23 protein-coding genes and 1 tRNA gene are annotated in these 26,111 nt (G+C 71.9%); 14 read left to right on the forward strand and 10 right to left on the reverse strand.

Annotated elements, in window-relative coordinates; genetic code table 11:
- Nucleotides 1-127 precede the first annotated feature (127 nt).
- From AB0D29_RS14860 to AB0D29_RS14870, 3 genes are all read left to right on the forward strand, one after another.
- Nucleotides 128-1,075 carry a hypothetical protein gene (locus tag AB0D29_RS14860; protein ID WP_362854363.1) on the forward strand — a complete coding sequence of 316 codons (948 nt, stop codon included), beginning with the start codon at nucleotides 128-130 and terminating at the stop codon, nucleotides 1,073-1,075.
- A 153-nt stretch (nucleotides 1,076-1,228) separates the two neighbouring features.
- Nucleotides 1,229-2,773, forward strand: a complete 1,545-nt coding sequence (locus AB0D29_RS14865) for an APC family permease (RefSeq protein ID WP_362854365.1) — start codon at nucleotides 1,229-1,231, stop codon at nucleotides 2,771-2,773.
- A 211-nt stretch (nucleotides 2,774-2,984) separates the two neighbouring features.
- Nucleotides 2,985-4,433 carry an amino acid permease gene (locus tag AB0D29_RS14870; RefSeq protein ID WP_362854366.1) on the forward strand — a complete coding sequence of 483 codons (1,449 nt, stop codon included), beginning with the start codon at nucleotides 2,985-2,987 and terminating at the stop codon, nucleotides 4,431-4,433.
- A 143-nt stretch (nucleotides 4,434-4,576) separates the two neighbouring features.
- Here AB0D29_RS14870 and AB0D29_RS14875 read toward each other — a convergent pair.
- Nucleotides 4,577-4,664 (reverse strand) — tRNA-Leu (locus AB0D29_RS14875).
- A 167-nt stretch (nucleotides 4,665-4,831) separates the two neighbouring features.
- Here AB0D29_RS14875 and AB0D29_RS14880 point away from each other — a divergent pair.
- The 3 genes from AB0D29_RS14880 to AB0D29_RS14890 all read left to right on the forward strand — a co-directional run bounded on the left by AB0D29_RS14880 (nucleotide 4,832) and on the right by AB0D29_RS14890 (nucleotide 7,529).
- Entirely contained in the window at nucleotides 4,832-6,157 is a 1,326-nt protein-coding gene (locus tag AB0D29_RS14880) for a M20/M25/M40 family metallo-hydrolase (RefSeq protein ID WP_362854368.1), read from the forward strand.
- Between the two features lie 130 nt (nucleotides 6,158-6,287).
- Nucleotides 6,288-6,521 carry a chaplin ChpH gene (gene chpH / locus AB0D29_RS14885; RefSeq protein ID WP_362854369.1) on the forward strand — a complete coding sequence of 78 codons (234 nt, stop codon included), beginning with the start codon at nucleotides 6,288-6,290 and terminating at the stop codon, nucleotides 6,519-6,521.
- A gap of 198 nt (nucleotides 6,522-6,719) precedes the next feature.
- Nucleotides 6,720-7,529, forward strand: a complete 810-nt coding sequence (locus tag AB0D29_RS14890) for a chaplin (RefSeq protein ID WP_362854370.1) — start codon at nucleotides 6,720-6,722, stop codon at nucleotides 7,527-7,529.
- A 39-nt stretch (nucleotides 7,530-7,568) separates the two neighbouring features.
- Here the strand turns inward: AB0D29_RS14890 and AB0D29_RS14895 are convergent, their stop codons facing one another.
- Nucleotides 7,569-7,757, reverse strand: coding sequence for a DUF5703 family protein (locus tag AB0D29_RS14895; protein ID WP_030388705.1), 189 nt, complete (start codon nucleotides 7,755-7,757; stop codon nucleotides 7,569-7,571).
- A 47-nt stretch (nucleotides 7,758-7,804) separates the two neighbouring features.
- Between AB0D29_RS14895 and AB0D29_RS14900 the strand changes: the two genes are divergently transcribed.
- Nucleotides 7,805-8,458 carry a hypothetical protein gene (locus AB0D29_RS14900; RefSeq protein ID WP_362854372.1) on the forward strand — a complete coding sequence of 218 codons (654 nt, stop codon included), beginning with the start codon at nucleotides 7,805-7,807 and terminating at the stop codon, nucleotides 8,456-8,458.
- Between the two features lie 65 nt (nucleotides 8,459-8,523).
- On the opposite strand, the gene AB0D29_RS14905 is transcribed toward AB0D29_RS14900, so the two are convergent.
- Together AB0D29_RS14905 and AB0D29_RS14910 are read right to left on the reverse strand one after the other, a co-directional pair.
- A complete protein-coding gene (locus AB0D29_RS14905) occupies nucleotides 8,524-10,851 on the reverse strand; it encodes an ATP-dependent RecD-like DNA helicase (protein WP_362854374.1) in 2,328 nt (775 codons plus the stop codon).
- Nucleotides 10,848-11,831: an aldo/keto reductase gene (locus AB0D29_RS14910; RefSeq protein WP_351301217.1), complete on the reverse strand. Its 984-nt coding sequence runs from the start codon at nucleotides 11,829-11,831 to the stop codon at nucleotides 10,848-10,850. Before AB0D29_RS14910 ends, AB0D29_RS14905 begins: the two co-directional genes overlap by 4 nt.
- Before the next feature lie 100 nt (nucleotides 11,832-11,931).
- Here AB0D29_RS14910 and AB0D29_RS14915 point away from each other — a divergent pair, with 100 nt between their 5' ends.
- Nucleotides 11,932-12,981 carry an LLM class F420-dependent oxidoreductase gene (locus AB0D29_RS14915; protein ID WP_362854376.1) on the forward strand — a complete coding sequence of 350 codons (1,050 nt, stop codon included), beginning with the start codon at nucleotides 11,932-11,934 and terminating at the stop codon, nucleotides 12,979-12,981.
- A gap of 187 nt (nucleotides 12,982-13,168) precedes the next feature.
- On the forward strand, nucleotides 13,169-13,957 hold the full coding sequence (locus AB0D29_RS14920) for a ferritin-like domain-containing protein (RefSeq protein WP_362854378.1): 789 nt from the start codon (nucleotides 13,169-13,171) through the stop codon (nucleotides 13,955-13,957).
- Nucleotides 13,958-13,991: 34 nt separating this feature from the next.
- Here the strand turns inward: AB0D29_RS14920 and corA are convergent, their stop codons facing one another.
- Nucleotides 13,992-14,975 (reverse strand): magnesium/cobalt transporter CorA, encoded by a 984-nt coding sequence (corA, locus tag AB0D29_RS14925; RefSeq protein ID WP_362854380.1) that lies wholly within the window; start codon nucleotides 14,973-14,975, stop codon nucleotides 13,992-13,994.
- Between the two features lie 62 nt (nucleotides 14,976-15,037).
- Here corA and AB0D29_RS14930 point away from each other — a divergent pair, with 62 nt between their 5' ends.
- From AB0D29_RS14930 to mshC, 4 genes are all read left to right on the forward strand, one after another.
- The gene (locus AB0D29_RS14930) at nucleotides 15,038-15,757 is read left to right on the forward strand and encodes a histidine phosphatase family protein (protein ID WP_362854382.1); all 720 of its coding nucleotides are present in this window, start codon (nucleotides 15,038-15,040) and stop codon (nucleotides 15,755-15,757) included.
- A 74-nt stretch (nucleotides 15,758-15,831) separates the two neighbouring features.
- Nucleotides 15,832-16,422: a DUF3090 domain-containing protein gene (locus AB0D29_RS14935; RefSeq protein WP_030720371.1), complete on the forward strand. Its 591-nt coding sequence runs from the start codon at nucleotides 15,832-15,834 to the stop codon at nucleotides 16,420-16,422.
- Nucleotides 16,386-17,231, forward strand: coding sequence for an SCO1664 family protein (locus tag AB0D29_RS14940; RefSeq protein ID WP_362854384.1), 846 nt, complete (start codon nucleotides 16,386-16,388; stop codon nucleotides 17,229-17,231). The genes AB0D29_RS14935 and AB0D29_RS14940 overlap by 37 nt, the downstream gene beginning before the upstream one ends.
- 110 nt (nucleotides 17,232-17,341) lie before the next feature.
- A complete protein-coding gene (mshC, locus tag AB0D29_RS14945) occupies nucleotides 17,342-18,571 on the forward strand; it encodes a cysteine--1-D-myo-inosityl 2-amino-2-deoxy-alpha-D-glucopyranoside ligase (protein ID WP_362854386.1) in 1,230 nt (409 codons plus the stop codon).
- A 124-nt stretch (nucleotides 18,572-18,695) separates the two neighbouring features.
- On the opposite strand, the gene AB0D29_RS14950 is transcribed toward mshC, so the two are convergent.
- The 5 genes from AB0D29_RS14950 to AB0D29_RS14970 form a co-directional block, all read right to left on the reverse strand.
- Entirely contained in the window at nucleotides 18,696-19,739 is a 1,044-nt protein-coding gene (locus AB0D29_RS14950) for a PAC2 family protein (RefSeq protein WP_362854388.1), read from the reverse strand.
- A 127-nt stretch (nucleotides 19,740-19,866) separates the two neighbouring features.
- Entirely contained in the window at nucleotides 19,867-21,474 is a 1,608-nt protein-coding gene (locus AB0D29_RS14955; RefSeq protein WP_362854390.1) for a glycerol-3-phosphate dehydrogenase/oxidase, read from the reverse strand.
- Between the two features lie 41 nt (nucleotides 21,475-21,515).
- Nucleotides 21,516-23,042, reverse strand: coding sequence for a glycerol kinase GlpK (gene glpK / locus AB0D29_RS14960; RefSeq protein WP_362854392.1), 1,527 nt, complete (start codon nucleotides 23,040-23,042; stop codon nucleotides 21,516-21,518).
- 79 nt (nucleotides 23,043-23,121) lie between these two features.
- Nucleotides 23,122-23,904 carry an MIP/aquaporin family protein gene (locus AB0D29_RS14965; protein ID WP_362854394.1) on the reverse strand — a complete coding sequence of 261 codons (783 nt, stop codon included), beginning with the start codon at nucleotides 23,902-23,904 and terminating at the stop codon, nucleotides 23,122-23,124.
- Nucleotides 23,905-24,218: 314 nt separating this feature from the next.
- On the reverse strand, nucleotides 24,219-24,986 hold the full coding sequence (locus tag AB0D29_RS14970) for an IclR family transcriptional regulator (RefSeq protein ID WP_362854396.1): 768 nt from the start codon (nucleotides 24,984-24,986) through the stop codon (nucleotides 24,219-24,221).
- Between the two features lie 277 nt (nucleotides 24,987-25,263).
- Between AB0D29_RS14970 and AB0D29_RS14975 the strand changes: the two genes are divergently transcribed.
- Nucleotides 25,264-26,111 (forward strand): homocysteine S-methyltransferase family protein (locus tag AB0D29_RS14975; RefSeq protein ID WP_362854398.1); only part of this gene is annotated, 848 nt, incomplete at its 3' end.

A 26,111-nucleotide genomic window follows, 5' to 3' on the forward strand; every position in this document is an offset into this window, starting at 1 on the left:
CGTGATCACCGGTGCGCTCACCGGCACGATCCCCCGACCACCAGGCCGAACCGCTCGCGTGCGCCCTGCGCGCGTTTCCGGCCGCCGCCGACCCTCGTCCGCCCGCGTCCTGGAGGGAAACCCGCGGATGTCCCCGCCTCCGCCGCCCCTCGGCCGCGCCCGCAAGCGGGAAGCCCAGCTCTTCGACCCGGCCCTCTGCGACGCCGAACTCGTCGACGTCCGCTCCCAGTTCACCCAGGGCCGCTGGGCCAGGGCCCGCGCCCTCCTCGTCGGGACCGGCGACGACTGGGACCGCCGGGCCCACCGCGTCATCGTCCTCGCCCAGACCCCGGCAGCCCCCGCCTGGGCCCGCGAATGGCTGCTCGCCGAGCCGGAGAGCGCCGACGCCGCCACCCTCCTCGCCTGCGCCACCGTCTTCACCGCCCTGCGCCACAAGGACACCCCCGCCGCCGCCGAGGAGGCCTGCCGCCGGGCCGCCACCCTGCTCCCGGCCGACCCCACCCCCTGGCTCGGGCTGCTCCTCCTCTCCCGCGCCTTCGGCAGCGAGGAGGAGTTCAGCCGCCACTTCGACCAGGTCCGGGCCCGCCACCGCGAGCACCACCACGCCCACCACCTGATGGTCGCCCGGCTGGCCGAACGCGCCCTCGCCTCCGGCCAGGACCCGCTCCACGAGGTCTACGACTTCGCGGCCTGGGCCGCCGAGGAGTCCCCGGCCGACTCCCCGCTCGCCGTGCTCCCCGTCGTCGCGCACGCCGAGCGCTACCGGGTCCTCGCCGCCACCCACGGCGACACCTCCGAGACGGCCGCCGCCCACTGGGCCGGACGCCGCGCCCGCCAGGTCCTGCGCTCCGCCTTCGACTGGTGGCTGGAGTGGGAGCGCGACGACCACCCCCGCAACCGCGTCGACCTCAACTTCCTCGCCCACGCCAAACTCTGCGAGGGCCGCCCCGCCGAGGCCGCCGCCCTCTTCCACCGGATCGGCAGCCACGCCACCCGCGCACCCTGGTCCTATCCGGACCGGGACCCGCAGAAGGCCTTCCTCGCCGCGCGCAGCGTCGCGCTCGGCACCGCCTGACACCGAAGACGCCGAAGACGCCGGCCCCCGAGCACGGCGCCCCCACAACAGCGCCCCCGAGAGAACAGCGCCCCCGAGAGAACAGCGCCCCCGAAGAACCGCGCTCCGCGAGAACCGCCCCCGAGAGAACCGCGCCCCCGAAAGGACGCCGCCATGCCGACGGGCAGATCCACCACGCTCCAGGACCCGGCAGAGATCCGTACGTACAAGGGCCAGGACCGCGCCCTGCGCGCCGACCGCCTCGGCACCGCCGGCCTGCTCCTGTCCGTACTCGCCGCCAGCGCGCCCCTGATGGTCGTCGCCGGCGTCATGCCCACGACCTTCGGGGTCATGGGCATCGTCGGCCAGCCGCTGCTCTTCGTCATCCTCGGCGCGGTCCTCGCGCTCTTCAGCATCGGCTACGCCGAGATGAGCCGGCACGTCCACAACGCCGGCGCCTTCTACGCGTACATAGCCCGCGGCCTCGGCCCCACCGCCGGCGCCGGTGCCTCACTCGTCGCCCTTGTTGCGTACAGCGCCATGCAGTGCGGGGTCTACGGCATCCTCGGCTTCGAGATCTCCGGCCTCTTCGCCACCTACCTCGAGATCGAGGTCTCCTGGTGGATACCGGCCCTGCTGGCCGTCGCCCTCACCGGCGCGCTCGGCTGGCTCAAGATCGACCTCAACGCCAAGGTCCTCGGGGTCCTCCTCCTCATCGAGTGCGCCCTCGTCGTAGCCTTCGACCTCGCCGCCCTCGCCGAACCCGGCGCCGAAGGCCTCTCGCTGCACGCCTTCAACCCCGAGACCCTCAGCGGAGCCGGCCTCGGCACCGCGCTCTGCTTCTGCATCGCCGCCTTCGTCGGCTTCGAGCAGTCCCCGGTCTACGCCGAGGAGACCAGCAAGCCGCACATCGTCGTCTCCCGGGTGATGTTCCTCGCCGTCGGCTTCGTCGCCCTCTTCTTCGCCCTCAGCGCCTGGGCCCTCACCGTCGCCACCGGCCCCGCCGAGGTCGTGAAGACCTCCGCCGAAGCCGGCCCCGGCCTGCTCTTCCAGCTCACCGAGAGCCGCCTCGGCGCCACCTTCACCGACGTCCTGCACGTCCTCTTCGTGACCGGCATGTTCGCGGCCATGCTCAGCTTCCACAACGTCGTCGCCCGCTACGCCTTCGCCATGGGCCGCGAGGGACTGCTCCCCGCCGCCTTCGGCCGGACCAACGCCGGCACCGGCGCCCCCGGCACCGGCTCCCTCCTGCAGACGGGCGTCGCCGCCCTCGTCGTGATCGCCTTCGCCGTCACCGACGACCTGCCCGCCGGCGACCCCACCGCCCCCGTCCTGCACCTGTTCACCTGGATGGGCAGCGTCGGCGCCCTCGGTGTGACCCTCCTCATGGCCGCCGCCTCCTTCGCCGTCATCGCCTTCTTCGTCCGCCGCGGCACCGCCGGCGCCCAGGTCTGGCGCCTCGTCGCGGCCGGCGCCGCAGGTCTCGCGCTGCTCGCCATCGCCGTCTACACCGTCAAGGACTTCGGCGTCCTCGTCGGCGCCGAGAAGGGCTCCGCGCTCAGCTGGGTCCTGCCCGGCATCATCGGCGCCGCCGTCGTGGCCGGCCTCCTCTACGGAGCGCTGCTGCGCCGCAGCCGCCCCGAGGTGCACGCCCGTATCGGCCTGGGCAACGAGGCCTTCCGGCTCGACCAGGCGGCAGGGGCCGGTACCGCCGACTGACCTCGCTTTCGAGCTCCTACGAAGCCCCCGACGCCCCTTTCCAAGGTCGTCGGGGGCTTCGGCGTACGAGGGGCCGATTTTGGCGGGTGGCGGGCCCTCATGGTCTCCTGGGGCGACAAATTCACCGGACCGCGACACAGGGGACACCACCCAGCTCCCCTGCGCCGCGCAACGGTCCTGCCGTCCGACCCCCACGAAGGCGAAGTCATACATGAGTGACCTGAGTGACCGCACCTTGACCGAGGCTCCGGCCCCGGCGTCTTCCCGCCATGTCGACGCCGGTGACGAGGGCTACAGCAAGGACCTCAAGTCCCGCCACATCAACATGATCGCGATCGGCGGAGCGATAGGCACCGGGCTGTTCCTCGGTGCCGGCGGCCGCCTCGCCGGTGCGGGCCCCTCCCTCGCGATCGCCTACGCGGTCTGCGGAGTCTTCGCCTTCTTCGTCGTCCGGGCGCTCGGCGAGCTCGTCCTGTACCGCCCGTCCTCCGGTGCCTTCGTCTCCTACGCCCGCGAGTTCATGGGGGAGAAGGGCGCCTACACGGCCGGCTGGCTGTACTTCCTGAACTGGTCGACCACCACGGTGGCCGACATCACGGCCGCCGCGACCTACGCCCACTTCTGGTCGATGTTCACCGACGTCCCCCAGTGGGTCCTCGCGTTCATCGCCCTCGCCGTCGTCCTCACCGCCAACCTGATCTCGGTGAAGTACTTCGGTGAGATGGAGTTCTGGTTCTCGCTGGTCAAGGTCGCCGCTCTGGTGATCTTCCTGATCGTCGGCATCTGGCTCGTCGCCACCAGCCACGAGATCGGCGGCCACACCCCCGGCCTCGCCTCCATCACCGACAACGGCGGCATCTTCCCCTCGGGGGTGCTCCCGATGCTCCTGGTGATCCAGGGCGTGGTCTTCGCGTACGCCTCCGTCGAACTCTGCGGCGTCGCCGCCGGCGAGACCGAGAACCCCGAGAAGATCATGCCGAAGGCGATCAACTCGATCATGTGGCGCGTGGGCCTCTTCTACGTCGGCTCGGTCGTCCTCCTCGCGCTCCTGCTGCCCTACACCGAGTACAGCTCGGACCAGAGCCCCTTCGTCACCGTCTTCGACAAGCTGGGCGTCCCCGGCGCCGCCGGCGTCATGAACCTGGTCGTGCTCACCGCGGCCCTCTCCAGCCTCAACTCCGGCCTCTACTCCACGGGCCGCATCCTGCGCTCGATGGCCGTCTCCGGCTCCGCGCCGAAGTTCACCGGCCTCATGAACAAGGGCAAGGTCCCCTACGGCGGCGTCCTCTTCACCGCCGCCTTCGGCGTCGCGGGCGTCGGCCTGAACGCCTGGATGCCGGGCGAGGCCTTCGAGATCGTCCTCAACCTCGCCTCCATCGGCATCCTCGGCACCTGGGCGATGGTCATGATCTGCTCGCTGTTCTTCTGGCACCGCGCGAAGAACGGGCTGGTCGAGCGCCCGTCGTACCGCCTGCCCTGGGCCCCGTACACGCAGATCGTGACCCTGGTCTTCCTCGTCACGGTCCTGGTCCTGATGTGGAGCGACGGCGGCGTCGGCCGCACCACCGTCATGTTCCTCCCGGCCATCGCGGCCGCCCTGGTCGGCGGCTGGTTCCTGGTCCGCGGCCGGGTGGCCGAGATCGCCGCCTCCCGCGACTGATCCCCGGGCCCGTACGACGAAGGACCCCGCCACCGGCGGGGTCCTTCGTCGTATCGAGCCGGAGCCGTCGATCCGGCACGGCCGGGCGGCCCCGGAAAGTCCGGGAAACGCAGAAAACCCCACACGAAGTGGGGTTCTCTTGCTGGTGTCCGAGGGGGGACTTGAACCCCCACGCCCGATAAAGGGCACTAGCACCTCAAGCTAGCGCGTCTGCCATTCCGCCACCCGGACAAGGTGTCTGTCTCGCGTCCCTCGCGGGCCGTTCCGACGTGGAAAACATTACCAAACATTCCGGGGTCCTCGATCACACCCCCTGACGGCCGGGGATCGCCCTTGGGGAGAGCGGCCCGGGGCGCGAGGATGGAGGGGTTCGGTACTGATCAGTGGGAGGAAGCAGCGTGAGCGAGTCGAGCGCGGGCAGGACCGTCTCCGGCGAGGACGAGGTAGTCGACCTCTGCCGGGACCTCATCCGGATCGACACCAGCAACTACGGAGACCACTCGGGTCCCGGGGAGCGCAAGGCGGCGGAGTGGGTCGCCGAGAAGCTCGCCGAGGTCGGGCTGGAACCGCAGATCTTCGAATCGCACAAGGGGCGCGCCTCGACCGTGGCGCGGATCGAGGGGGAGGATCCCTCGCGGCCGGCGCTGCTGATCCACGGGCACACCGACGTGGTTCCGGCCAACGCCGCCGACTGGACGTACGACCCGTTCGCGGGCGAGATCGCCGACGGCTGCCTGTGGGGCCGCGGCGCCGTCGACATGAAGGACATGGACGCGATGACGCTGGCCGTCGTGCGCGACCGGATGCGCAGCGGCCGCAAGCCCCCGCGCGACATCGTGCTGGCCTTCCTCGCGGACGAGGAGGCGGGCGGCATCTACGGGGCCCGGCACCTGGTCGACAAGCACCCCGGCCTGTTCGAGGGCGTCACCGAGGCGATCGGCGAGGTCGGCGGCTTCTCCTTCACCGTGAACGAGAACCTGCGGCTCTACCTCGTGGAGACCGCCCAGAAGGGCATGCACTGGATGCGGCTCACGGTGGAGGGCACCGCGGGCCACGGCTCCATGACCAACAACGACAACGCCATCACGGAGCTGTGCGAGGCCGTGGGGCGGCTCGGCCGCCACCAGTGGCCGGTGCGCGTGACCAAGACCGTACGGAGCTTCCTGGACGAACTCTCGGACGCGCTCGGGACCCCGCTGGACCCGGACAACATGGACGAGACCCTCGCCAAGCTCGGCGGCATCGCCAAGATGGTCGGCGCGACGCTGCGCAACTCGGCCGCCCCGACGATGCTCGGCGCCGGCTACAAGGTCAACGTCATCCCCGGCCAGGCGACGGCCCACGTCGACGGCCGCTTCCTGCCGGGCTACGAGGACGAGTTCTTCGCCGACCTCGACCGCATCCTCGGCCCGCGCGTGAAGCGGGAGGACGTGCACGGAGACAAGGCGCTGGAGACCGACTTCGACGGCCGCCTGGTGGACGCCATGCAGGGCGCCCTGAAGGCCGAGGACCCGATCGCGCGCGCGGTCCCGTACATGCTCTCGGGCGGTACGGACGCCAAGTCCTTCGACGACCTCGGCATCCGCTGCTTCGGCTTCGCGCCGCTCCAGCTGCCGCCGGAGCTGGACTTCGCCGGGATGTTCCACGGCGTGGACGAGCGCGTGCCCGTGGACGGACTGAAGTTCGGCGTGCGGGTGCTCGACCGATTCATCGACAACGCCTGAGATTCGGGAAGGTGTGCGCATTCCACTGAGAAGAGTGAATGCACTCATACGCTCGTAGCCCCGGTGATCCCTCCTCGTTACAGGTGGTGCGGTCCGCGGCTGGGACCGCATTTGCCTACTAGGAGGAACAATGATCAAGAAGGTTGTCGCCGCTGCGGCTGCCACTGGTGGCCTGGTTCTCGCGGGTGCGGGTCTGGCTGTCGCCGACGCGGGCGCCCAGGGTGCGGCCATCGGCTCCCCCGGTGTTGCCTCCGGCAACGTCATCCAGGTCCCGGTCCACGTTCCGGTGAACGTCTGTGGCAACACGGTCTCCATCATCGGCCTGCTGAACCCGGCCTTCGGCAACACCTGCGTCAACGCCTGACGCATCTGAAGTCTTCGGCCCCGGAGCGCATTCCAGCGCTCCGGGGCCACCGGGCTTTCCGGCCCGGATTCTCATCTTCGGCGTACCAGGCGGGGGAGCCTGGACGGCCCGGCCGCCGAGAGCGGCCGAAACGCACTCACCAGGGGACGAGCACAGATGCGACGACCGGCACAGGTCACCAGGAAGACCCTGATCACCATGGCTGCCGCGGGGGGTGTCCTCGCGCTGGGCGGGGGCTACGCACACGCGGACTCACAGGCCACGGGGCACGCCGCGAACTCTCCCGGACTGCTGTCCGGGAACAACGTGCAGGCACCCGTGGACGCACCGGTGAACGCCTGCGGGAACACGGTCACGGTGGTGGGAGGCCTCAATCCGGCCTTCGGGAACCACTGCGCCAACGGCGGCCACGGCAAGCCGGGCAAGCCGCACCACCCCGGTCACCCGGGCAACCCCGGAAACCCCGGAACCCCCGGACACCCCGGAACCCCCGGACACCCGGGCGGCGGCGACGAGCCGTGCGACGACCACCCGGGGAACCCCGGAAACCCCGGTACGCCGGGCGGCGAGACCCCGGGCAACCCCGGAAACCCGGGCACGCCGGGCGGCGAGACTCCGGGCAACCCCGGAAACCCGGGGGGTGGCGAGACTCCCGGAACCCCGGGCAACCCCGGAACCCCGGGCAACCCCGGCACCCCGGGCGGCGAGACCCCCGGAACCCCGGGCACTCCCGGTACGCCCGGTGGCGAGACCCCGGGCAACCCGGGTCACCCCGGTACGCCGGGCACGGGCACCCCGGGCACCCCGGCCAACCCCGGCACGGGTTCCGTCACCCCGATCACGCACCCCGGCCCGGGGACCGGCACGCAGACCGGGGGCGACAGCGGGCAGTCGGGCGCTCTCGCCGCCACCGGCTCCGGTGACGTCCTCACCGCCGGCCTCCCGATCGCGGGCGGCCTGCTGCTGGCCGGCAGCGTCCTCTACCGGCGCGCCCGCAACGCCGCCTGACGGCTGTTCACGACGCGGGCCCCGCCCCCGGGGCCCGCGTCACCAGGTCGCGCGGACCTGGCGGATGATCCGGCGGCGCAGTCGCACACGGCGACTGCCGTCCCGGTACAGGCTCAGGCGGTCGAGTTCCCAGTTCCCGTACTCGGCATGGTCGGTCAACAGGCGGGTCGCCTCGCTGCGAGGGACACCGCGGGGCACGTACACGTCGACAAATTCGTATTCCGGCATCGCATCTATTGTGCGGGCAGAGGCCTGCTACGGATAGCGTCTGCTCTATGTCTGATGCCGCTCTTCCCACTGTTGCCGAGGTACGCGCCGCCGCCGAGGCGGTCAAGGCCGCGCTCGACCGTCACCTCGCCGCGGTCGAGCGCAGGATCGGGGACGAGGACCCCGACGTCTACGCCGCGTTCAACGAACTCGCCGCCGCGGCCGAGGTGTACGACGAACTCCTCTACGACCGCTACGACGAGGTCACCCCCTTCGAGATCCCCACGCCCGAGGACGGCGTGCCGTACACCGGCCCCGTCGAGCCCGCCGCCTTCAGCGTGCTCATCCGCCGCGACTACTCCGTCGTCGAGCCGCCGCGGCTGATCGCCCAGGCCGAGCGGATCGCCGCGCACGACCGGGACGCCGAGTTCGTCCAGGACGGCGGCACCGCGGAGGCGCTGGGCGTCCTCTTCGGGGAGTACGAACCCGATGAGATCGCCTCCCGCTTCAAGGACTTCGGGCTGGAGGAGGGTGACTCCACGCTCTGGATCGCCGCCTCGGAGGAGATGGCGGAACCGGGGGAGTGGCTGGGCTCGCCCTTCGGGAACATCGATCCGCAGGACGTGCTGCACCGGTTCGACGTCAGCTCCGTCTTCGACGAGGACGAAGACGAGGATGAGGACGAGGACGAGACCGCGGAGCCGGGGCTGACCCCGGCCTGACCCGGCCCGTCCCCCGCCCGGCACCCGTGGCCCCCGCCCCGCAGGGCGGGGGCCACGGCCGCGCGTCACTCCGCCTGCTCACCCGCCGTCGCGAGCGCCTTCAGCAGGCCCGCCAGCCGTGTCGTACGCGGCTTCGGCAGCACCTCGGCCACCGCGTGCGGCAGCGCCTGGTCGACGCCGTGCACCACCGACAGGTGCCGCTCGGCCCGCCCGAACGCCGTGTACACCCAGTCCCTCGACAGCGCCTGCGCCGCGTCACCCGGCAGGACGACGACCACCGCCGGCCAGCGCGTGCCGGCGGCCTGATGCGCCGTCACCGCCCAGCCGTGCCGCACCTGGGACTCGACGAGCTCCTTCGGTACGACGATCCGTACGCCCGCCCGGTCCAGGTGCAGCCCCTCCGCGTCGGCCGACACCACCCGGGCCGCGAGCGCCCGCCCGGCGGACGGCACGTGGACCACCCGGTCGCCGGGGTCGAAGCCGCCGAACCGGCCGGGACCGGGGTTCAGCCGCTCCTTGAGGGCGGCGTTCAGCGCCCGCGTCCCCGCGGAGCCGCCGTGGCCCGGGGTGATCACCTGCACGCTGTCCGCCGGGATCCCGAAGGCCCGCGGCACCGACTCGGCCACCAGCTGCACGGCCCGGTGCACGGCCTCCCCGGCGTCCTTCACGGGGACGATGACGACCTCCTTGCCGGGGGCGTCGACCTGGTTCAGCTCGCCGATCCCGACCCCGGACACGAGCTCGCCCAGGGGGCCCGGATCCGGGGTGCGGGAGACCACCTGGGGGCACGCACGGGCCGCCAGCACATCGGCGAACACCCGTCCGGCCCCGGCGGACCCGAGGACCCCGGGGTCCCCGGAGAGCACCAGCCGGGCCCCGTCCGGCACGGACTCCACGAGTGCGGCCGCGGTCTCCACGTCCAGCTGCGGCGCGTCCAGCACCACGAGGAGGTCCAGCGCGAACTGCCCGTCCGCGTCCCGGCCGGGCCCCTGCGCCCCGGACAGCAGCCCCGCCACGGTCACCGAGTCCGGGCCGGCCGGGGCGTGCGCGGCCGGACAGGCCCGCAGCCCCAGCTCCCGGGCCGCCGCGACCAGGGCGAACACCTCGCCGCGCGCGGCCTCGCCGCCGGTGTGGGCGACCAGGCCGTGGCCCGCGACCGTGCGGATCAGTTCGGCGGCGGACGGGCCCGGCGCGGCCGCCGCGGCCCGCTCCCAGTCCGCGGACGCGTCGAAGGTGCCGGACGCGAGCCGGGCCAGGCCGTCGGCCAGGCTCTCCTCGGCCATGGCGGCGCCCTCCAGGCCCACGAGGAGGCGTACGGGCTGCTCCTCGCCCTCCTCGACGGGCGGCCCGAGGGGTTCGTGGAAGACCAGCACCGAGCCGTCAGCGATGGCCTGTTCCAGCGCTTCGGCCGGATCCGGTACGCCGTACTGGGCCAGGGCCTTCTCCAGTACCGGGGCCTCCAGCGCGGTGTGCCCCTTGAGCCCGGCCTGGGCCAGCAGCCAGCCCACCAGCACGGTGGTGCGGCGCTCGTCCCCGGGACCGGCCTCGGAGCCCAGCAGGGAGCGGGCGAAGCCGTCCGCCTGGGTCGGGCGTACGGCCGGGACCGACAGCAGCCGCCAGGGGTTCTCGGCGAGCTGCTCGGCGGCCCCCTCGCCGAGGGCCGCCGCGGCGGGACCGGCCAGGGCCTCGGGGGCGCCACCGCGGGCCAGTACGGCCCGTACGCCCTCGACGGCGTCGGCGGAGGGCGCCGCCGCGGTCACCGGTTCCGGGGCGGCCGGGCGCGGCGCGGCGGGGGCGGGGGCCGGCCTGCGGGGCGCGGCCGGGGCCTCGTCGAAGTACACGGCGGGGGGCTTGTCGCCGCTCTCCACGGCCCGTACGGCGGCCAGCAGATCGGCGGCCTTCCCGCTGAGCTTGGCCCCGGCCTCGACGGGCGCCTCCCGCTCCGCCTTGCGCCGCGCGATCCGCTCCCGCTCGACCTTCTGCGCGGCCAACTCGGCCTGGGCCTCGGTGAGCGCGGGCGCCTGGGCCCCGGCGGCCGGTTCGGCGGGTTCCGCTGCGCCGGCCTCGGCCTCAGCGCCGGCCTCAGCCTCGGGCTCGGCCTCAGCCTCGGCCTCGGCCCCGGCCGCGGGCCCGGCCGCGGGCCCGGCGTTGCCGTCGGTCTCGGGCCCTGCGGGGCTCTCCCCCTCCCCGCCCCTTCCCGAAACCGGGGGCTCCGCCCCCGGGCCCCCGTGACCGGCAGGGCCGGGAGCAGGGGGCTGCGCCCCCTGTCCGCCGTCAACGGCTTCGCCGTGCGGTGCGGCAGGCCCGACCTCGGGCCCGCCCGAGTCGGCCTGTGCCCCGGCCGGTTCCTCCGCGGCAGTGGCTTCGGTTTCGGCTTGGCGGTCCGTACTCACAGCGTGCTCCAGTCCTGATCGGGGTAGCGGTGCACCGGAGCCGAAACATCGTCCAGCGCCCGGCAGATCTCCTCGGGAAGACTAAGGGCCTCCACCGACAGTGCCGCCGCGAGCTGCGCCGACGTCCGTGCGCCCACGATCGGCGCGACCACCCCCGGCCGGTCCCGGATCCACGCGAGGGCCACCTCGAGCGGGGTCACGGCCAGCCCCCGGGCCGCCGTCGCCACCGCGTCCACGATCCGGCCCGCCGCCTCGTCGAGGTACGGGTCCACGAAGGCGGCCATGGAATCGGAGGCGCCCCGGGAGTCCGCCGGCACGCCGTCCCGGTACTTGCCCGTCAGCACCCCGCGCCCCAGCGGGGACGAGGGCAGCAGGCCGATCCCGAGGTCCAGCGCGGCCGGCAGCACCTCCCGTTCCACGCCGCGCTGCAGCAGCGAGTACTCCATCTGCGTCGAGGCGATCCGGGTCCGTACCCCGGGCGCCGCGAGCTGCCAGGTCGCCGCCTTCGCCAGCTGCCAGCCGCAGTAGTTGGACACCCCGGCGTACCGGGCCCGGCCGCTGCTCACCGCCAGGTCCAGGGCCTGGAGGGTCTCCTCCAACGGGGTCGCCGGATCGAAGGCGTGCACCTGCCAGAGGTCGACGTAGTCGGTGCCGAGCCGGTCCAGCGAGGCGTCCAGCGCGTCGAGCAGGTGCCCGCGCGAGCCGTCGAACCGCCGGTCCGGGTCCGGCACGCTGCCCGCCTTGGTCGCGATCACCAGGTCCCGGCGCGGGACGAGTCCGCCCACCAGCCGCCCGAGGAGGTACTCCGCCTCCCCGCCCCCGTACACGTCGGCCGTGTCGACGAGCGTGCCGCCCGCCTCCCAGAAGGTCTTCACCTGCTCGGCGGCGGCTTCCTCGCCGGTGTCACGGCCCCAGGTGAGGGTGCCGAGGCCGATCCGGGATACGCGCAGTCCGGTGCGGCCGAGATGCCTCTGCTCCATGAGCGCTGAGACTACTGGGGCGCTGACGCGGAGCGCCCTGGCACGCTACAGTCCCCGCACACCAACGTTACTGATCGGTAAACCGGTAAGGGGACGACACATGCGGCTCGGCATCAATCTCGGTTACTGGGGCGCGGGCATGGACGCCGACAACCTCGCCGTCGCCCAGGAGGCCGACCGCCTGGGCTACGACGTCTGCTGGGCCGCCGAGGCCTACGGCTCCGACGCCCCGACCGTGCTCGCCTGGGTCGCCGCCCAGACCGAGCGCATCGACGTCGGCTCGGCGATCATGCAGATCCCGGCCCGGCAGCCCGCGATGACCGCCATGACGGCGGCCACCCTCGACTCGCTCACCAAGGGCCGCTTCCGGCTCGGCCTCGGCGTCTCCGGCCCGCAGGTCTCCGAGGGCTGGTACGGCGTCACGTTCGACAAGCCGCTCGCCCGCACCCGCGAGTACGTGGAGATCGTCCGCAAGGCCATGAGCCGCGAGCGCCTCTCCTACGAGGGCGAGCACTGGACCCTGCCGCTGCCGGGCGGCCCGGGCAAGCCGATCAAGCTGACCGTGCACCCCGAGCGCGAGCACATCCCGCTCTACATCGCCGCCATCGGTCCGAAGAACCTGGAGCAGACCGGCGAGATCGCCGACGGCGCCCTGCTGATCTTCCCGGCGGCCGAGCACCTGGAGGCCACCGCGCTCACCCACATCCGGGCGGGCCGCGAGAAGGCCGGGCTGACCATGGACGGCTTCGACGTCTGCCCGACCGTGCCGCTGGCCCTCGGCGAGGACGTGACCGCGCTCGCCGACATGTTCCGCCCCTACACCGCCCTGTACGTCGGCGGCATGGGCAGCCGGAAGCAGAACTTCTACAACCAGCTGGCCCAGCGCATGGGCTACGAGAAGGAAGCCGCCGAGATCCAGGACAAGTACCTGGCGGGCGACAAGACCGGCGCGGCCGAGGCCGTCCCGCACTCGCTGATCGACTCGACCACGCTGCTCGGCCCCGTCGCCCGCATCGCGGACGGGATGCGGGCCTACGCGGAGGCCGGGGTCACCACCCTCACGCTGGCGCCGGCCGGATTCACCCTGGACGAGCGGATCGCCGCCCTGCGGGCCGGCACCGAGGCCATGGAGCTGGCCGGTCTCGCCTGAACGTCAAAAGAAGTCTGCGGCCGTGGTGGGGGCTCGGGGGGTCTTCCCCGCCACGGCCGACACAGCCAACAACGCCCCGGGTGCCCATGGGGTTACGCGCGGCGGCCCATCCCCTCGTTTCGTTCATTCGGACGAGTAGCGCGACCCATCGGTTGCCGGTCCCCACGCCCGGCGTTTGACTCGGTTCATGCTCTCTGCCCGCAGCCTGTTCCAGGAGATCGTCGACAACGACGACTCCTTCCAGCTGTTCTGCTCCATCGCCGCCAGCGGGGAGACCCAGGGCGGTTGGGAGAACGCCCGCATCGCGGCCCTGGTGCCCGACGCCATGCGCGACCTCGCGCCCAAGATCACCCGGCACGGCGCCGACGAGGACAAGCACGGCCGGATCTTCAACGCGCTGCTGCGCAAGCGCGGCCTCCAGCCGGTCCCCGTCCCGCCCGAGACCGACTACACGATGCTGCTGGAGCGCCGCGGCATCGGCCTCGCCCACGAGAAGCTGCGCCGCGAGCAGGCGCTGGGCGAGGAGGACATCGTCGTCTACCTCGCGCACAGCCGCGTCACGGAACAGCGCGCCGCCGACCAGATGGAGATGCTCGTCGGGTACTTCGGAGACCACCCCGAGTTCGGCAAGGCCATCCACATGATCAGCGACGACGAGGCCAACCACCTCGCCTACTGCCACGAGGAACTGCTGCGCCTCGCCCGGGCGGGCCACGGCCGCACCATCCAGCGGGTGCTCCGCGAGAGCGCGCTCGCGGAGATCGGCGTCTACCGGGACGTCAGCCTCGCCGTCATGGACCACATGGGACGGCTGCTGCACTGGTCCACCCCGAAGGCGGCCGCGCTCGCCGCCGGCATCCGCGCCACGTACGCGTACGAACGGTTCAGCGGCTGGCACCGGATGGTCGACCTGCGGATGCCGCAGCGCCGCGACGCACTGGGCGGCGCACCGGTCACCGCCCCCGAGTTCGCCTAGGGCCCAGCCGTGCCGTGCGCCACGTCGCACCCGGCTACAGCCAGCCCCGGCGCTTGAACATGCGGTGCAGGCCCAGGCAGACGGCCACCATGACCGCCACCACCGCCGGATAGCCCCAGGCGTGCCCCAGCTCCGGCATGTGCTCGAAGTTCATCCCGTAGATCCCGGCCACCATCGTGGGGACGGCCGCCATCGCCGCCCAGGCCGAGATCTTGCGCACGTCGTCGTTCTGGCGGACCCCCATCTGGGCCAGATGCGCGGACAGCGCGTCCGACAGCAGCCGGTCGAGCCCGTCGATGTACTCGCTCGCCTTGGTCAGGTGGTCGGCGACGTCGCGGAAGAAGGGCTGCGCGTGCTCGTGGACGAAGGGGACCTCGCCGAAGGCGAGCCGCTCCATCGGCTGGAGCAGCGGGTTCGTCGCCCGCCGGAACTCCAGTACCTGCCGCTTGAAGCCGTAGATCCGGGCGGCGGTGTTCTTCGAGTCCGAGGGGTTCGGGGAGAAGACCTCGGCCTCCAGCTCCTCCAGATCGACCTGGAGCTCGGCCGCCACCTCGATGTAGTGGTCCACCACCGCGTCGGACACCGCGTACAGCACGGCCGTCGGACCGTGCCTGAGGACCTCCGGCTCGTGCTCCAGCCGACGCCGTACGGCGGCCAGCGCGGCGCCCTCGCCGTGCCGGACCGTGACCACGAAGGAGTCGCCGATGAACAGCATCAACTCGCCCGTGGTCACCGTGTCGGCCGCCTCGTCGTACATCACCGGCTTGAGGACGACGAACAGCGAGTCGTCGTACACCTCCAGCTTCGGGCGCTGGTGCGCGGTCAGCGCGTCCTCCACCGCCAGCTTGTGCAGGCCGAACTCGCGGCTGACGTGTTCGAACTCCTGCGCCGTCGGCTCGTACATGCCGATCCACAGGAAGGCGTCCCCGCTCGCCCGCGCCGCGTCGAGTGCGTCCGAGAGGTCCTCGGGTCCCTCGGTGCGGCAGCCGTTCCGATAGATCGCGCAGTCCACAATCACGCGGGCATTGTCCCTCGTCCCGCGCCGGCCCGCACTCCGGCCCCACCGCATAGGCTGCCCCCATGGCCACGCTGATCCTCGTACGACACGGGCGGTCCACCGCCAACACCGCAGGGCTGCTCGCCGGATGGACCCCGGGAGTCGGCCTCGACGAGCGCGGCGCCGAGCAGGCCGCCGCGCTTCCCGGAAGGCTGGCGGGCGTGCCGCTCGCCGCCGCCGTCACCAGCCCGCTGCAACGCTGCCGGGAGACCCTCGCACCCCTGCTGGCCGCCAGGCCCGAGCTGGAAGTGCACACCGACGAGCGGATCGGCGAGTGCCACTACGGCGACTGGTCCGGCCGCAAGCTCTCCGAGCTCGCCGACGAACCGCTGATGAAGATCGTCCAGCAGCACCCCTCGGCCGCCGCCTTCCCCGGCGGCGAGTCCATGCGCGCCATGCAGGCGCGCGCCGTGGACGCCGTACGGGAATGGAACGCGCGGGTCGAGGACGAGCACGGGAGCGACGCCGTCTTCCTGATGTGCTCCCACGGAGACATCATCAAGTCCCTTGTCGCGGACGCCCTCGGGATGCACCTGGACCTCTTCCAGCGCATCCACGTCGACCCCTGCTCGGTGACCGCCGTCCGCTACACGCCGACCCGGCCGTTCGTGTTCCGGCTGGGCGACACGGGGGACTTCGGCCCGCTCGTGAAGCGTCCGGCCGAACCGGAAGCCGTCGCTTCGGACAAAGACGCCGAAGACACCGGGAACGCGGTCGTGGGAGGCGGCGCGGGCGCGGCGTGATCGGACGGCGCAGTAGGGTGGACGGGCCACAAGGGCGCAGACCTGCCCCTGCCGCTGAGACTTGGAGACTGGACGTGCCCCGTCAGGTGTTCCTCTACGACCCCCCGGACCGCTTCGTGGCCGGCACGGTCGGTCTGCCGGGACGCCGTACGTTCTTCCTGCAGGCCTCCTCCGGCCCCCGCGTCACCAGCGTCTCCCTGGAGAAGACCCAGGTCGCGGCGCTCGCCGAGCGGATGGACGAGCTGCTGGACGAGGTCGTGCGGCGCACCGGAGGCAACGCCCCGGTGCCGGCCGTCGCCCCCGCCGAGGCCGCCGACACCGCGCCCCTCGACGTCCCCGTCGAGGAGGAGTTCCGCGTCGGCACCATGGCCCTGGCCTGGGACGGCGAGGAGCAGCGGATGATCGTCGAGGCCCAGGCCCTGGTGGAACTCGACGCCGACTCCGACGAGGACCTCGCCGAGGCGGAGGAGCGGCTGCTCCAGGACGAGGAGAACGGCCCGCCCATGCTGCGGGTCCGCCTCACCGGCGCCCAGGCCCGGGCGTTCGCCAAGCGGGCCCTGGACGTGGTCAACGCCGGCCGCCCGCCGTGCCCGCTGTGCAGTCTGCCGCTGGACCCGGAGGGGCACGTGTGCCCGCGCCAGAACGGCTACCGGCGACAGGCGTGACCGACACGGGGGAGATCGAGGAACTGCTCGCCAAGGGCGAGCTGACCGTCATCGGCCGGATCCGCGAGGCGTCCAACGCCGTCCTGCTGTGCACCGTCACGCACGAGGGCGCCAGCGCCGACTGCGTGTACAAGCCCGTCAAGGGCGAGCGGCCGCTGTGGGACTTCCCCGACGGGAGCCTCGCCCAGCGCGAGGTCGCCGCCTACCTGGTCTCCGAGGCCACCGGATGGGGCCTGGTCCCCGCCACCGTGCTGCGCGACGGACCGTACGGCGAGGGCATGGTCCAGCGGTGGATCGAATCCGCGGAACCCGAAGGGGAAGCGGGCGCCGGGCTCCTCGCGCTCGTCGACGGCGAGGAGGCGGGGGAGGGCTGGAAGCCCGTCGCCCTGGCCGAGGTCGGGGAGGGCCGCAGCGCGCTCCTCGTCCACGCCGACGACCCGCGGCTGCGCCGGCTCTCCGTACTCGACGCCGTGATCAACAACGGCGACCGCAAGGGCGGCCACCTGCTGCCCGCACCCGACGGCCGCCTCTACGGAATCGACCACGGCGTGACCTTCCACGCCGAGGACAAGCTGCGCACCCTGCTGTGGGGCTGGGCGGGGGAGCCGCTGACCGACGAGGCGCGCGAGGTGCTGACCGGGCTGGCCGCCGAGCTGGCCGAGGGAGCCCCGCTCGCCACCCGGCTGGCCGAACTGATCACCACCGTCGAGCTGGCCGCCGTACGGGCCCGGGTGGCGCACCTGCTGCGCACCGGAACCCACCCGCAGCCGTCCGGACAGTGGCCGTCGATCCCCTGGCCACCGGTCTGAACCGGCCATCCGCCATACGCATAGATTCGGCCAGACCGCAAGAGTGCCGATCAAGACAACAGTGCAGGTCCGGTTCGTTTCCGGAACATGCGTCCGGTTAGGCTCGAGACATGCATGCCTGGCCCGCTTCTGAGGTCCCCGCCCTTCCTGGCAAGGGCCGCGACCTCCAGATCCACGACACCGCGACCCAGGGGACGATCACCCTCGCCCCCGGTCCCGTCGCCCGTATCTACGTCTGCGGCATCACCCCGTACGACGCGACCCACATCGGTCACGCGGCGACCTACAACGCGTTCGACCTCGTGCAGCGCGTGTGGCTCGACACCAAGCGGCAGGTCCACTACGTCCAGAACGTCACCGACGTGGACGACCCGCTCCTGGAGCGGGCGCTGCGCGACGGCCACGACTGGACCGAGCTGGCCGAGCGCGAGACCGCGCTCTTCCGCGAGGACATGACCGCCCTGCGGATGCTGCCGCCGCAGCACTACATCGGAGCCGTCGAGGCCATACCCGGCATCGTGCCGCTGGTCGAGCGGCTGCGGGACGCGGGCGCGGCGTACGAGCTCGACGGGGACGTCTACTTCTCGGTCGAGTCCGACACGCACTTCGGCGGGGTCTCGAACCTCGACGCCGAGGCGATGCGGCTGCTCTCGGCGGAGCGGGGCGGCGACCCCGACCGGCCCGGGAAGAAGAACCCGCTGGACCCGATGCTGTGGATGGCCGCGCGTCCGGGCGAGCCGAGCTGGGACGGCGGCTCGCTGGGCCGCGGCCGGCCGGGCTGGCACATCGAGTGCGTCGCCATCGCCCTGGACCACCTGGGCATGGGCTTCGACATCCAGGGCGGCGGCTCCGACCTGGCCTTCCCACACCACGAGATGGGCGCCTCGCACGCCCAGGTGCTGACGGGCGAGTTCCCGATGGCCAAGGCGTACGTGCACGCGGGCATGGTCGCCCTGCACGGCGAGAAGATGTCGAAGTCGAAGGGCAACCTCGTATTCGTCTCCGCCCTGCGGCGCGCCGGGGTGGACCCGGCGGCCATCCGCCTCGCCCTGCTGTCGCACCACTACCGGGCCGACTGGGAGTGGACCGACGACGTCCTCGCCGAGGCGGTGGCCCGGCTGGAGCGCTGGCGCGCGGCCGTGTCCCGGCCCGACGGGCTGCCGGCGGACGCGCTGGTCGAGGAGGTCCGCGAGGCCCTGGCGAACGACCTCGACGCCCCCGCGGCGCTCGCCGCCGTGGACCGCTGGGTCGACGCCCAGAACGCCTCGGACGGCGACGACGAGTCGGCCCCCGGCCTGGTCTCCCGCACGGTGGACGCCCTGCTGGGCGTGGCCCTCTAGCAGCGCCAGGCGCACCGAAGAAGCGCGCCCCCGGCACCGGACCGGGGGCGCGCTTCGCCGTTCACGGCGTCACCGCGTGACGGTCACCAGCGGGGCGTACCGGGAGCCGGACACCCCGCTGCGGCTAGGCCTGGGGAGTGTCCCCGCCCGCTTCCCCGCCGCCTTCGCCGGTGCCCTCGCCGGTGACTTCGCCGGTGTCCCCGCCGTCGCCCTCGGCAGTGCCGTCCGGGTCCGAGGCGTCGTCCTGCTTCGGCTTCGGCTGGGGGCGGCCACCGGACAGGTCCCGGAAGTACGAGCCCGTGTCCGTGGCCGTCTCCGGGCCCGCCGCCGGGTCACGCCGCCGCAGGTACCGCTCGAACTCCCGGGCGATCGCGTCGCCCGAGGCCTCCGGCAGGTCCGCCGTGTCCCGCGCCTCCTCCAGCGTCTGGACGTACTCCGCCACCTCGCTGTCCTCCGCGGCCAGTTGGTCCACGCCCAGCTGCCACGCCCGCGCGTCCTCCGGCAGTTCACCCAGCGGGATCCGGATGTCGATCAGATCCTCCAGCCGGTTCAGCAGCGCCAGCGTCGCCTTCGGGTTCGGCGGCTGCGACACGTAGTGCGGCACCGCCGCCCACAGCGACACCGCCGGCACACCCGCGTGCGTACAGGCCTCCTGCAGGATGCCCACGATGCCCGTCGGGCCCTCGTACTTGGTCTCCTCCAGGTCCATCGTCCGCGCCAGGTCCGCGTCCGAGGTGACCCCGCTCACCGGCACCGGCCGGGTGTGCGGCGTGTCCCCGAGCAGCGCCCCCAGGATGACCACCATCTCCACGCCCAGCTCGTGGGCGAAGCCCAGGATCTCGTTGCAGAACGACCGCCACCGCATGGACGGTTCGATCCCCCGGACCAGCACCAGGTCGCGCGGCTTCGCCCCGCCGATCCGGACCACCGACAGCCGGGTCGTCGGCCACGTGATCTTCCGTACCCCGTTGTCCAGCCACACCGTCGGCCGGTTGACCTGGAAGTCGTAGTAGTCCTCGGCGTCCAGAGCCGCGAAGACCTCGCCCTTCCACTCCCGGTCCAGGTGTGCGACCGCACCGGAGGCCGCGTCACCCGCGTCGTTCCAGCCCTCGAACGCGGCCACCATGACCGGGTCGATCAGCTCGGGCACGCCCTCAAGCTCGATCACCCAGGTCTCCTTCCGAAGTTCCCTTGCGTACGTGGGTCAGCCTAAGCCTTGATACGACGCCAGCCACAGCCCACGACAGAGGGGCGGTTCCCCTCGGAACCGCCCCTCTTCCCCACCTGCGTGACAGCTATGCCTTGTGGCCCAGCATCTCCTCGACGCGGGCCCGAACGGCCTCGTCGTCCAGGCCGCGGATCGTCACCGTCGTACGGCGGCGCAGCACGTCGTCGACCGTCTCGGCCCACTCGTTGTCACGGGCGTAGGCGACCTGCGCCCAGATCTCCGGACCGTCCGGGTGGATGCGCTCGGCCAGCGCCGGGTCCTCGTTCGCGAGGCGCGCGATGTCGAAGGCCAGCGAGCCGTAGTGCGAGGCCAGGTGGCGGGCGGTGAGCGGGTCCATCCGGGTGCCCGGCTCACGGTCCACCAGCAGCCGGTGCGCGACCGCGTTCGGGTTGGCGACACCGGGCAGCGCGATCCGGCGCACCAGGGACTTCACCGGCTCCATGTCCTCGGTCAGCGGGCTGCCCGGGAGCTTCGACAGCTTGTCCATGACCACGCGGCCGATGTGGCGGTACGTCGTCCACTTGCCGCCGGCCACCGACAGCATGCCGCCGGCGCCCTCGGAGACGACCGTCTCGCGCTTGGCCTTCTCCACGCCGCCGGGACCGCCGGGCAGCACCCGCAGGCCCGCGAAGGCGTACGTCATCAGCGAGCGGTCGAGGTCCGCGTCCTTCACCGAGAAGGCCGCCTCGTCCAGGATCTGCGTGATGTCGGACTCGGTGGCGCGCACGTCCGCCGGGTCGCCCTCGTACACCTCGTCGGTGGTGCCGAGCAGCAGCTGGTCCTCCCAGGGGAGGGCGAAGGTGATGCGGTACTTGTCGATCGGGGTGGCCATGGCGGCCTTCCACGGCGACTTGCGCTTCATGACGATGTGCGCGCCCTTGGAGAGGCGGATCGACGGCATCGAGTGCTTGTCTTCCATGCGCCGCAGGTGGTCCACCCACGGGCCGGTGGCGTTGAGCACGACGCGCGCGTCGACCCCGAACTCGGTGCCGTCGAGACGGTCCTTGAGCTCGGCGCCGGTGACCCGGCCCCGCGTCTTGCGGAGCCCGGTGACCTCGGCGTGGTTGAGGACGACCGCGCCCGACTCGACGGCCGCGCGGACCGTCATGACGGCGACGCGGGAGTCGTTCATCTGGTGGTCGTAGTAGACCGCGACGGCCTTGAGGTTGTCCGTCTTCAGGCCGGGGTTGTCGGCGACGGCACGGGCCGGGGATATGACCTTGCCCATGCCGTCGCCGAAGGCCGAGAGGGCGGAGTAGGCGAAGACGCCCGCGCCCAGCTTGGCCGCACCCACCGGACCGCCCTTGTAGACCGGCAGGTAGAAGGTGAGCGGGTTGACAAGGTGCGGGGCCACGTCCTTGGCCAGCACCCGCCGCTCGTGGTGGTTCTCCGCGACCAGCTTGACCGCGCCGGTCTGCAGGTAGCGCAAGCCCCCGTGGACGAGCTTGGAGGAGGCCGAGGAGGTGGCGCCGGCGAAGTCGCCGGCGTCCACCATGGCAACCCGCAGGCCCGACTGCGCGGCGTGCCACGCCACGGAGGTACCCAGGATTCCACCGCCGATGACCAGCAGGTCGTACGTGGCCTTCGACAGCTGCTCACGGGTCTGGGCGCGGCTGACGTTGGCACCGGCGGTCGGGTGCGTCCCCAGTGCGGGAACGCTCTGCAGGCTGCTCATATCTCTCTTAGCTCCTCGTCGATTGACTCAGCTGAGTGCGGTCAGCTGGCGTCTTCGTCGTCGACCCAGCCCATGGAACGCTCCACGGCCTTGAGCCAGCTCTTGTACTCGCGGTCCCGCTGCTCGGCGGGCATCCGCGGGGTCCACTCCGCCGCGCGGCGCCAGTTGGCGCGCAGGGCGTCGGTGTCGGGCCAGAAACCGACGGCCAGGCCGGCGGCGTAGGCGGCACCGAGGCAGGTGGTCTCGGCGACCATCGGGCGCACCACGGGGGCGTCCAGGAAGTCCGAGAGCGTCTGCATCAGCAGGTTGTTGGAGGTCATGCCGCCGTCGACCTTGAGGGCCGCGAGCTCGACGCCCGAGTCCTTGGTCATGGCGTCGGTGATCTCGCGGGTCTGCCAGGCGGTGGCCTCCAGGACGGCACGGGCGATGTGCGCCTTGGTGACGTACCGGGTCAGGCCGGCGATCACACCGCGGGCGTCGGAGCGCCAGTACGGGGCGAACAGACCGGAGAAGGCCGGCACGAAGTAGGCGCCGCCGTTGTCCTCGACCGAGGAGGCCAGGGTCTCGATCTCGGCCGCGGACTTGATCAGGCCCATCTGGTCGCGCATCCACTGGACGAGCGAGCCGGTGACGGCGATGGAGCCCTCCAGCGCGTAGACCGGCTTCTTGTCGCCGATCTGGTAGCCGACCGTGGTCAGCAGGCCGCTGTAGGAGTTGATGATCTTGTCGCCGGTGTTCATCAGCATGAACGTGCCGGTGCCGTACGTGGACTTGGCCTCGCCCTCGGCGAAACAGGTCTGGCCGAAGAGGGCGGCCTGCTGGTCACCGAGCGCCGAGGCGACCGGGACACCGGCGAGGACGCCGTCCTTGACGTGGCCGTAGACCTCGGCGGAGGACTTGATCTCGGGGAGGACGTTCATCGGGACGCCCATCGACTCCGCGATCTTCTCGTCCCACGCCAGGGTGTGCAGGTTCATCAGCATGGTGCGCGAGGCGTTGGTGACGTCGGTGACGTGCACGCCGCCCTGGGCGCCGCCCGTGAGGTTCCAGATGACCCACGAGTCCATGGTGCCGAAGAGGATGTCCCCGGCCTCGGCGCGCTCGCGCAGGCCCTCGACGTTGTCGAGCAGCCAGCGGACCTTCGGGCCGGCGAAGTAGCTCGCCAGCGGCAGGCCGGTCTCGCGGCGGAAGCGGTCCTGGCCGACGTTGCGGCCGAGCTCCTTGCACAGGGCGTCGGTGCGGGTGTCCTGCCAGACCAGCGCGTTGTGCACGGGCTCGCCGGTGTGGCGGTCCCACAGGAGGGTGGTCTCGCGCTGGTTGGTGATGCCGACGGCCTTGACGTCGGCGGCGGTGATCTCGGCCTTGGCGATGGCGCCGGCGACGACCTCCTGGACGTTGGTCCAGATCTCGGCGGCGTCGTGCTCGACCCAGCCCGGCTTCGGGAAGATCTGCTCGTGCTCCTTCTGGTCGACGGCGACGATGCGGCCGTCACGGTCGAAGACGATGCAGCGGGAGGAGGTGGTGCCCTGGTCGATCGCGGCGATGAAGGGGCCGGTGCTGCTGGTCATGTGGCTGCTCCTGGCAGGTCTGGTGAGTAGGCGGAATCAGGAGGGCGGTGCGGATCTTACGGAAACGCGGCCGTGCTGATCAGGCGAACGCGATGTTGTAAAGACCACCGGCGAGGGCGGCACCGACGAGCGGGCCGACCACCGGGATCCAGGAGTATCCCCAGTCGGAGCCGCCCTTGTTGGGCAGCGGGAGCAGGGCGTGCACGATGCGCGGGCCGAGGTCGCGCACCGGGTTGATGGCGTAGCCGGTCGGGCCACCCAGCGAGAGGCCGATGCCGACGACCACGAACGAGGTGATCAGGACGCCTATGACACCGAGGCCCTTGCCGTCGTCCTGGAGGCCCTGGGTCAGGATCGCCAGGACCAGTACGGCGGTGCCGATGATCTCGGTCGCGAGGTTCTGGACGACGTTGCGGATCTCGGGACCCGTGGAGAAGATGCCGAGCACGGGACCGGCCACGTCGTGCGGGTGCGGGTCCTCGGGACCGAGCTTGGCGTCGCGGATGTGCTCCGGGTCCGCCAGGTGCACGCGGAACTGGCCGTAGTAGGTGATCCACATCAGGACCGCGCCGAGCATGGCGCCGAGCAGCTGGCCGGCGAAGTAGACGGGGGTGTCGCCCCACTCGCCGCTCTTGATGTTGAGGCCGACGGTGACCGCCGGGTTGAGGTGCGCACCCGAGAGCGGCGCGGAGACGTAGGCGGCGATCAGTACGGCGAATCCCCAGCCGAACGTGATGGCGAGCCAGCCCGCGTTGCGGGCCTTGGAGCTCTTAAGCGTCACTGCGGCGCAGACGCCACCGCCGAGCAGTGTGAGCAGGGCGGTACCGATGGTCTCGCCGATGAAGATGTCGGAGCTGGACACCCGCGACTCCTTACGTACGTCCAGGGGTGGGCGGACACCGGGTCCCTCCGGTGGTTCCGCGCACTCGGTGAGTGCTGCACCGGTCCTTGGCCTCGTCGCATCCTAGCGCGTATTGCCGGTAGGTGTTCGACAATGCCGACCGATGAACGGCAGTTTTCCGCCCAGGTGAAGAATGCGTCAAGGGCTGGCCAGGCCAAAGTGTCGGATCGTTACCACTAGGTGCGATCAACCAAATCCAGCCATCTCATGGTCAGGATGTGGCGAAAAATGGGCAGAATGCGGCCAGGGTTTGGCCGCATCGTGCTAAAGGGGGCTTAGAACCGGCCTGCGCCGAGATCGCGTGAAACCGCGCGCGCACAGTCCCGCACCCAGGCCACGAGGGACGCACGGGGCTCCCCGCCCTCCCCGCAGACCCGCTCCACGGCGCCCGCCACCGCCACCGCACCCACCGGCATCCGGCGCCGGTCGTGGATCGGCGCCGCCACCGAGGCGATGCCCTCCCACGTCTCCTCGACGTCGGCGGCCCAGCCCCGCGCCCGCGTCAGGCTCAGGACCTCTTCGAAACCGACGCCGTCCGTGACCGTCCGGGGGGTGAACGCCTCGCGCTCCGCCTCCGTCACCTGGGTGTGCGCGACCGGGTCGTACGCGGACAGCACCTTGCCCAGCGCGGTGGAGTGCAGCGGCTGCATGGCCCCGACCTCCAGCACCTGGCGGCTGTCGTCGGGCCGGAACACGTGGTGCATGATCAGCACCCCGCTCTTGTGGAGCACCCCGACGTACACGCTCTCGCCGCTCGCCCGGGCCAGGTCGTCCGTCCAGACCAGGGCGCGGGCGCGCAGCTCGTGCACGTCCAGGTAGCTGTTGCCCAGGCGCAGCAGCTCAGCGCCCAGCTGGTAGCGGCCGGAGGCCGGGTCCTGCTCCACGAAGCCCTCGGCCTGCAGGGTGCGCAGGATCCCGTGGGCCGTGCCCTTGGCCAGGCCCAGCGAGGACGCCACGTCCGAGAGCCCCAGCCGGCGCTCGCCGCCCGCCAGGAGCCGCAGCATCGCAGCGGCTCGTTCGAGCGACTGGATGTTCCGTGCCATCGCGCAGCCTCCTGCTGACCTTGCTGTCATTACTGACCATCTTGATGTGGTTCGACAATGCTGAACAGTATCGGTCGATGCCGACCTTGCGCAGCGAGGGGGAAACTGTTCGCCGTACCGTCGCCGGGACACCCTTGGCAACCCCTGCCACAGAATGCAGTCCGCCACGTGGGACACCCGCACCGGGTCCGGTGCCTCGCGGTTACGCTGACGACGTGCACCCTTGACACAGAGGGGGTGCAAAGCCGACAGCCGTCGCATTCCAGGGAGCACAACCATGGCTTCGTTGCCCAACCCGTCCGCTGACACCCAGACCCGGGCCGATGCCCTCCGAGAGGCGCTCGCGACCCGCGTGGTCGTCGCCGACGGAGCCATGGGAACAATGCTCCAGGCGCAGGACCCCACCATGGAGGACTTCCAGCAGCTGGAGGGCTGCAACGAGGTCCTGAACGTCACCCGCCCCGACATCGTGCGTTCCGTGCACGAGGCGTACTTCTCGGTGGGTGTGGACTGCGTCGAGACGAACACCTTCGGTACGAACTACGCCGCGCTGGCCGAGTACGACATCGCCGAACGGAACTTCGAGCTGTCCGAGGCGGGTGCCCGGATCGCCCGCGAGGTCGCCGACGAGTTCACCGCGAACACCGGGCAGCAGCGCTGGGTGCTCGGCTCCATGGGCCCCGGCACCAAGCTGCCCACCCTGGGCCACATCACCTACGGCCAGATCCGCGACGCCTACCAGATCAACGCCGAGGGCCTGATCACCGGCGGCGCCGACGCCCTGCTGGTGGAGACCACCCAGGACCTCCTGCAGACGAAGTCCTCCATCATCGGCGCCCGCCGCGCCATGGAGGCCCTGGGCGTCACCGTCCCGCTGATCTGCTCCGTCACCGTCGAGACCACCGGCACCATGCTCCTCGGCTCGGAGATCGGCGCGGCCCTGACGGCGCTGGAGCCGCTGGGCATCGACATGATCGGGCTGAACTGCGCCACCGGCCCCGCCGAGATGAGCGAGCACCTGCGCTACCTCGCGCGCAACGCCCGTATCCCGCTCTCCTGCATGCCCAACGCCGGCCTGCCCGTCCTCACCAAGCAGGGCGCCCACTACCCGCTGTCCGCGGCCGA

It is taken from the genome of Streptomyces sp. NPDC048424 (genome assembly GCF_040651555.1).
Taxonomy (GTDB): Bacteria; Actinomycetota; Actinomycetes; order Streptomycetales; family Streptomycetaceae; genus Streptomyces.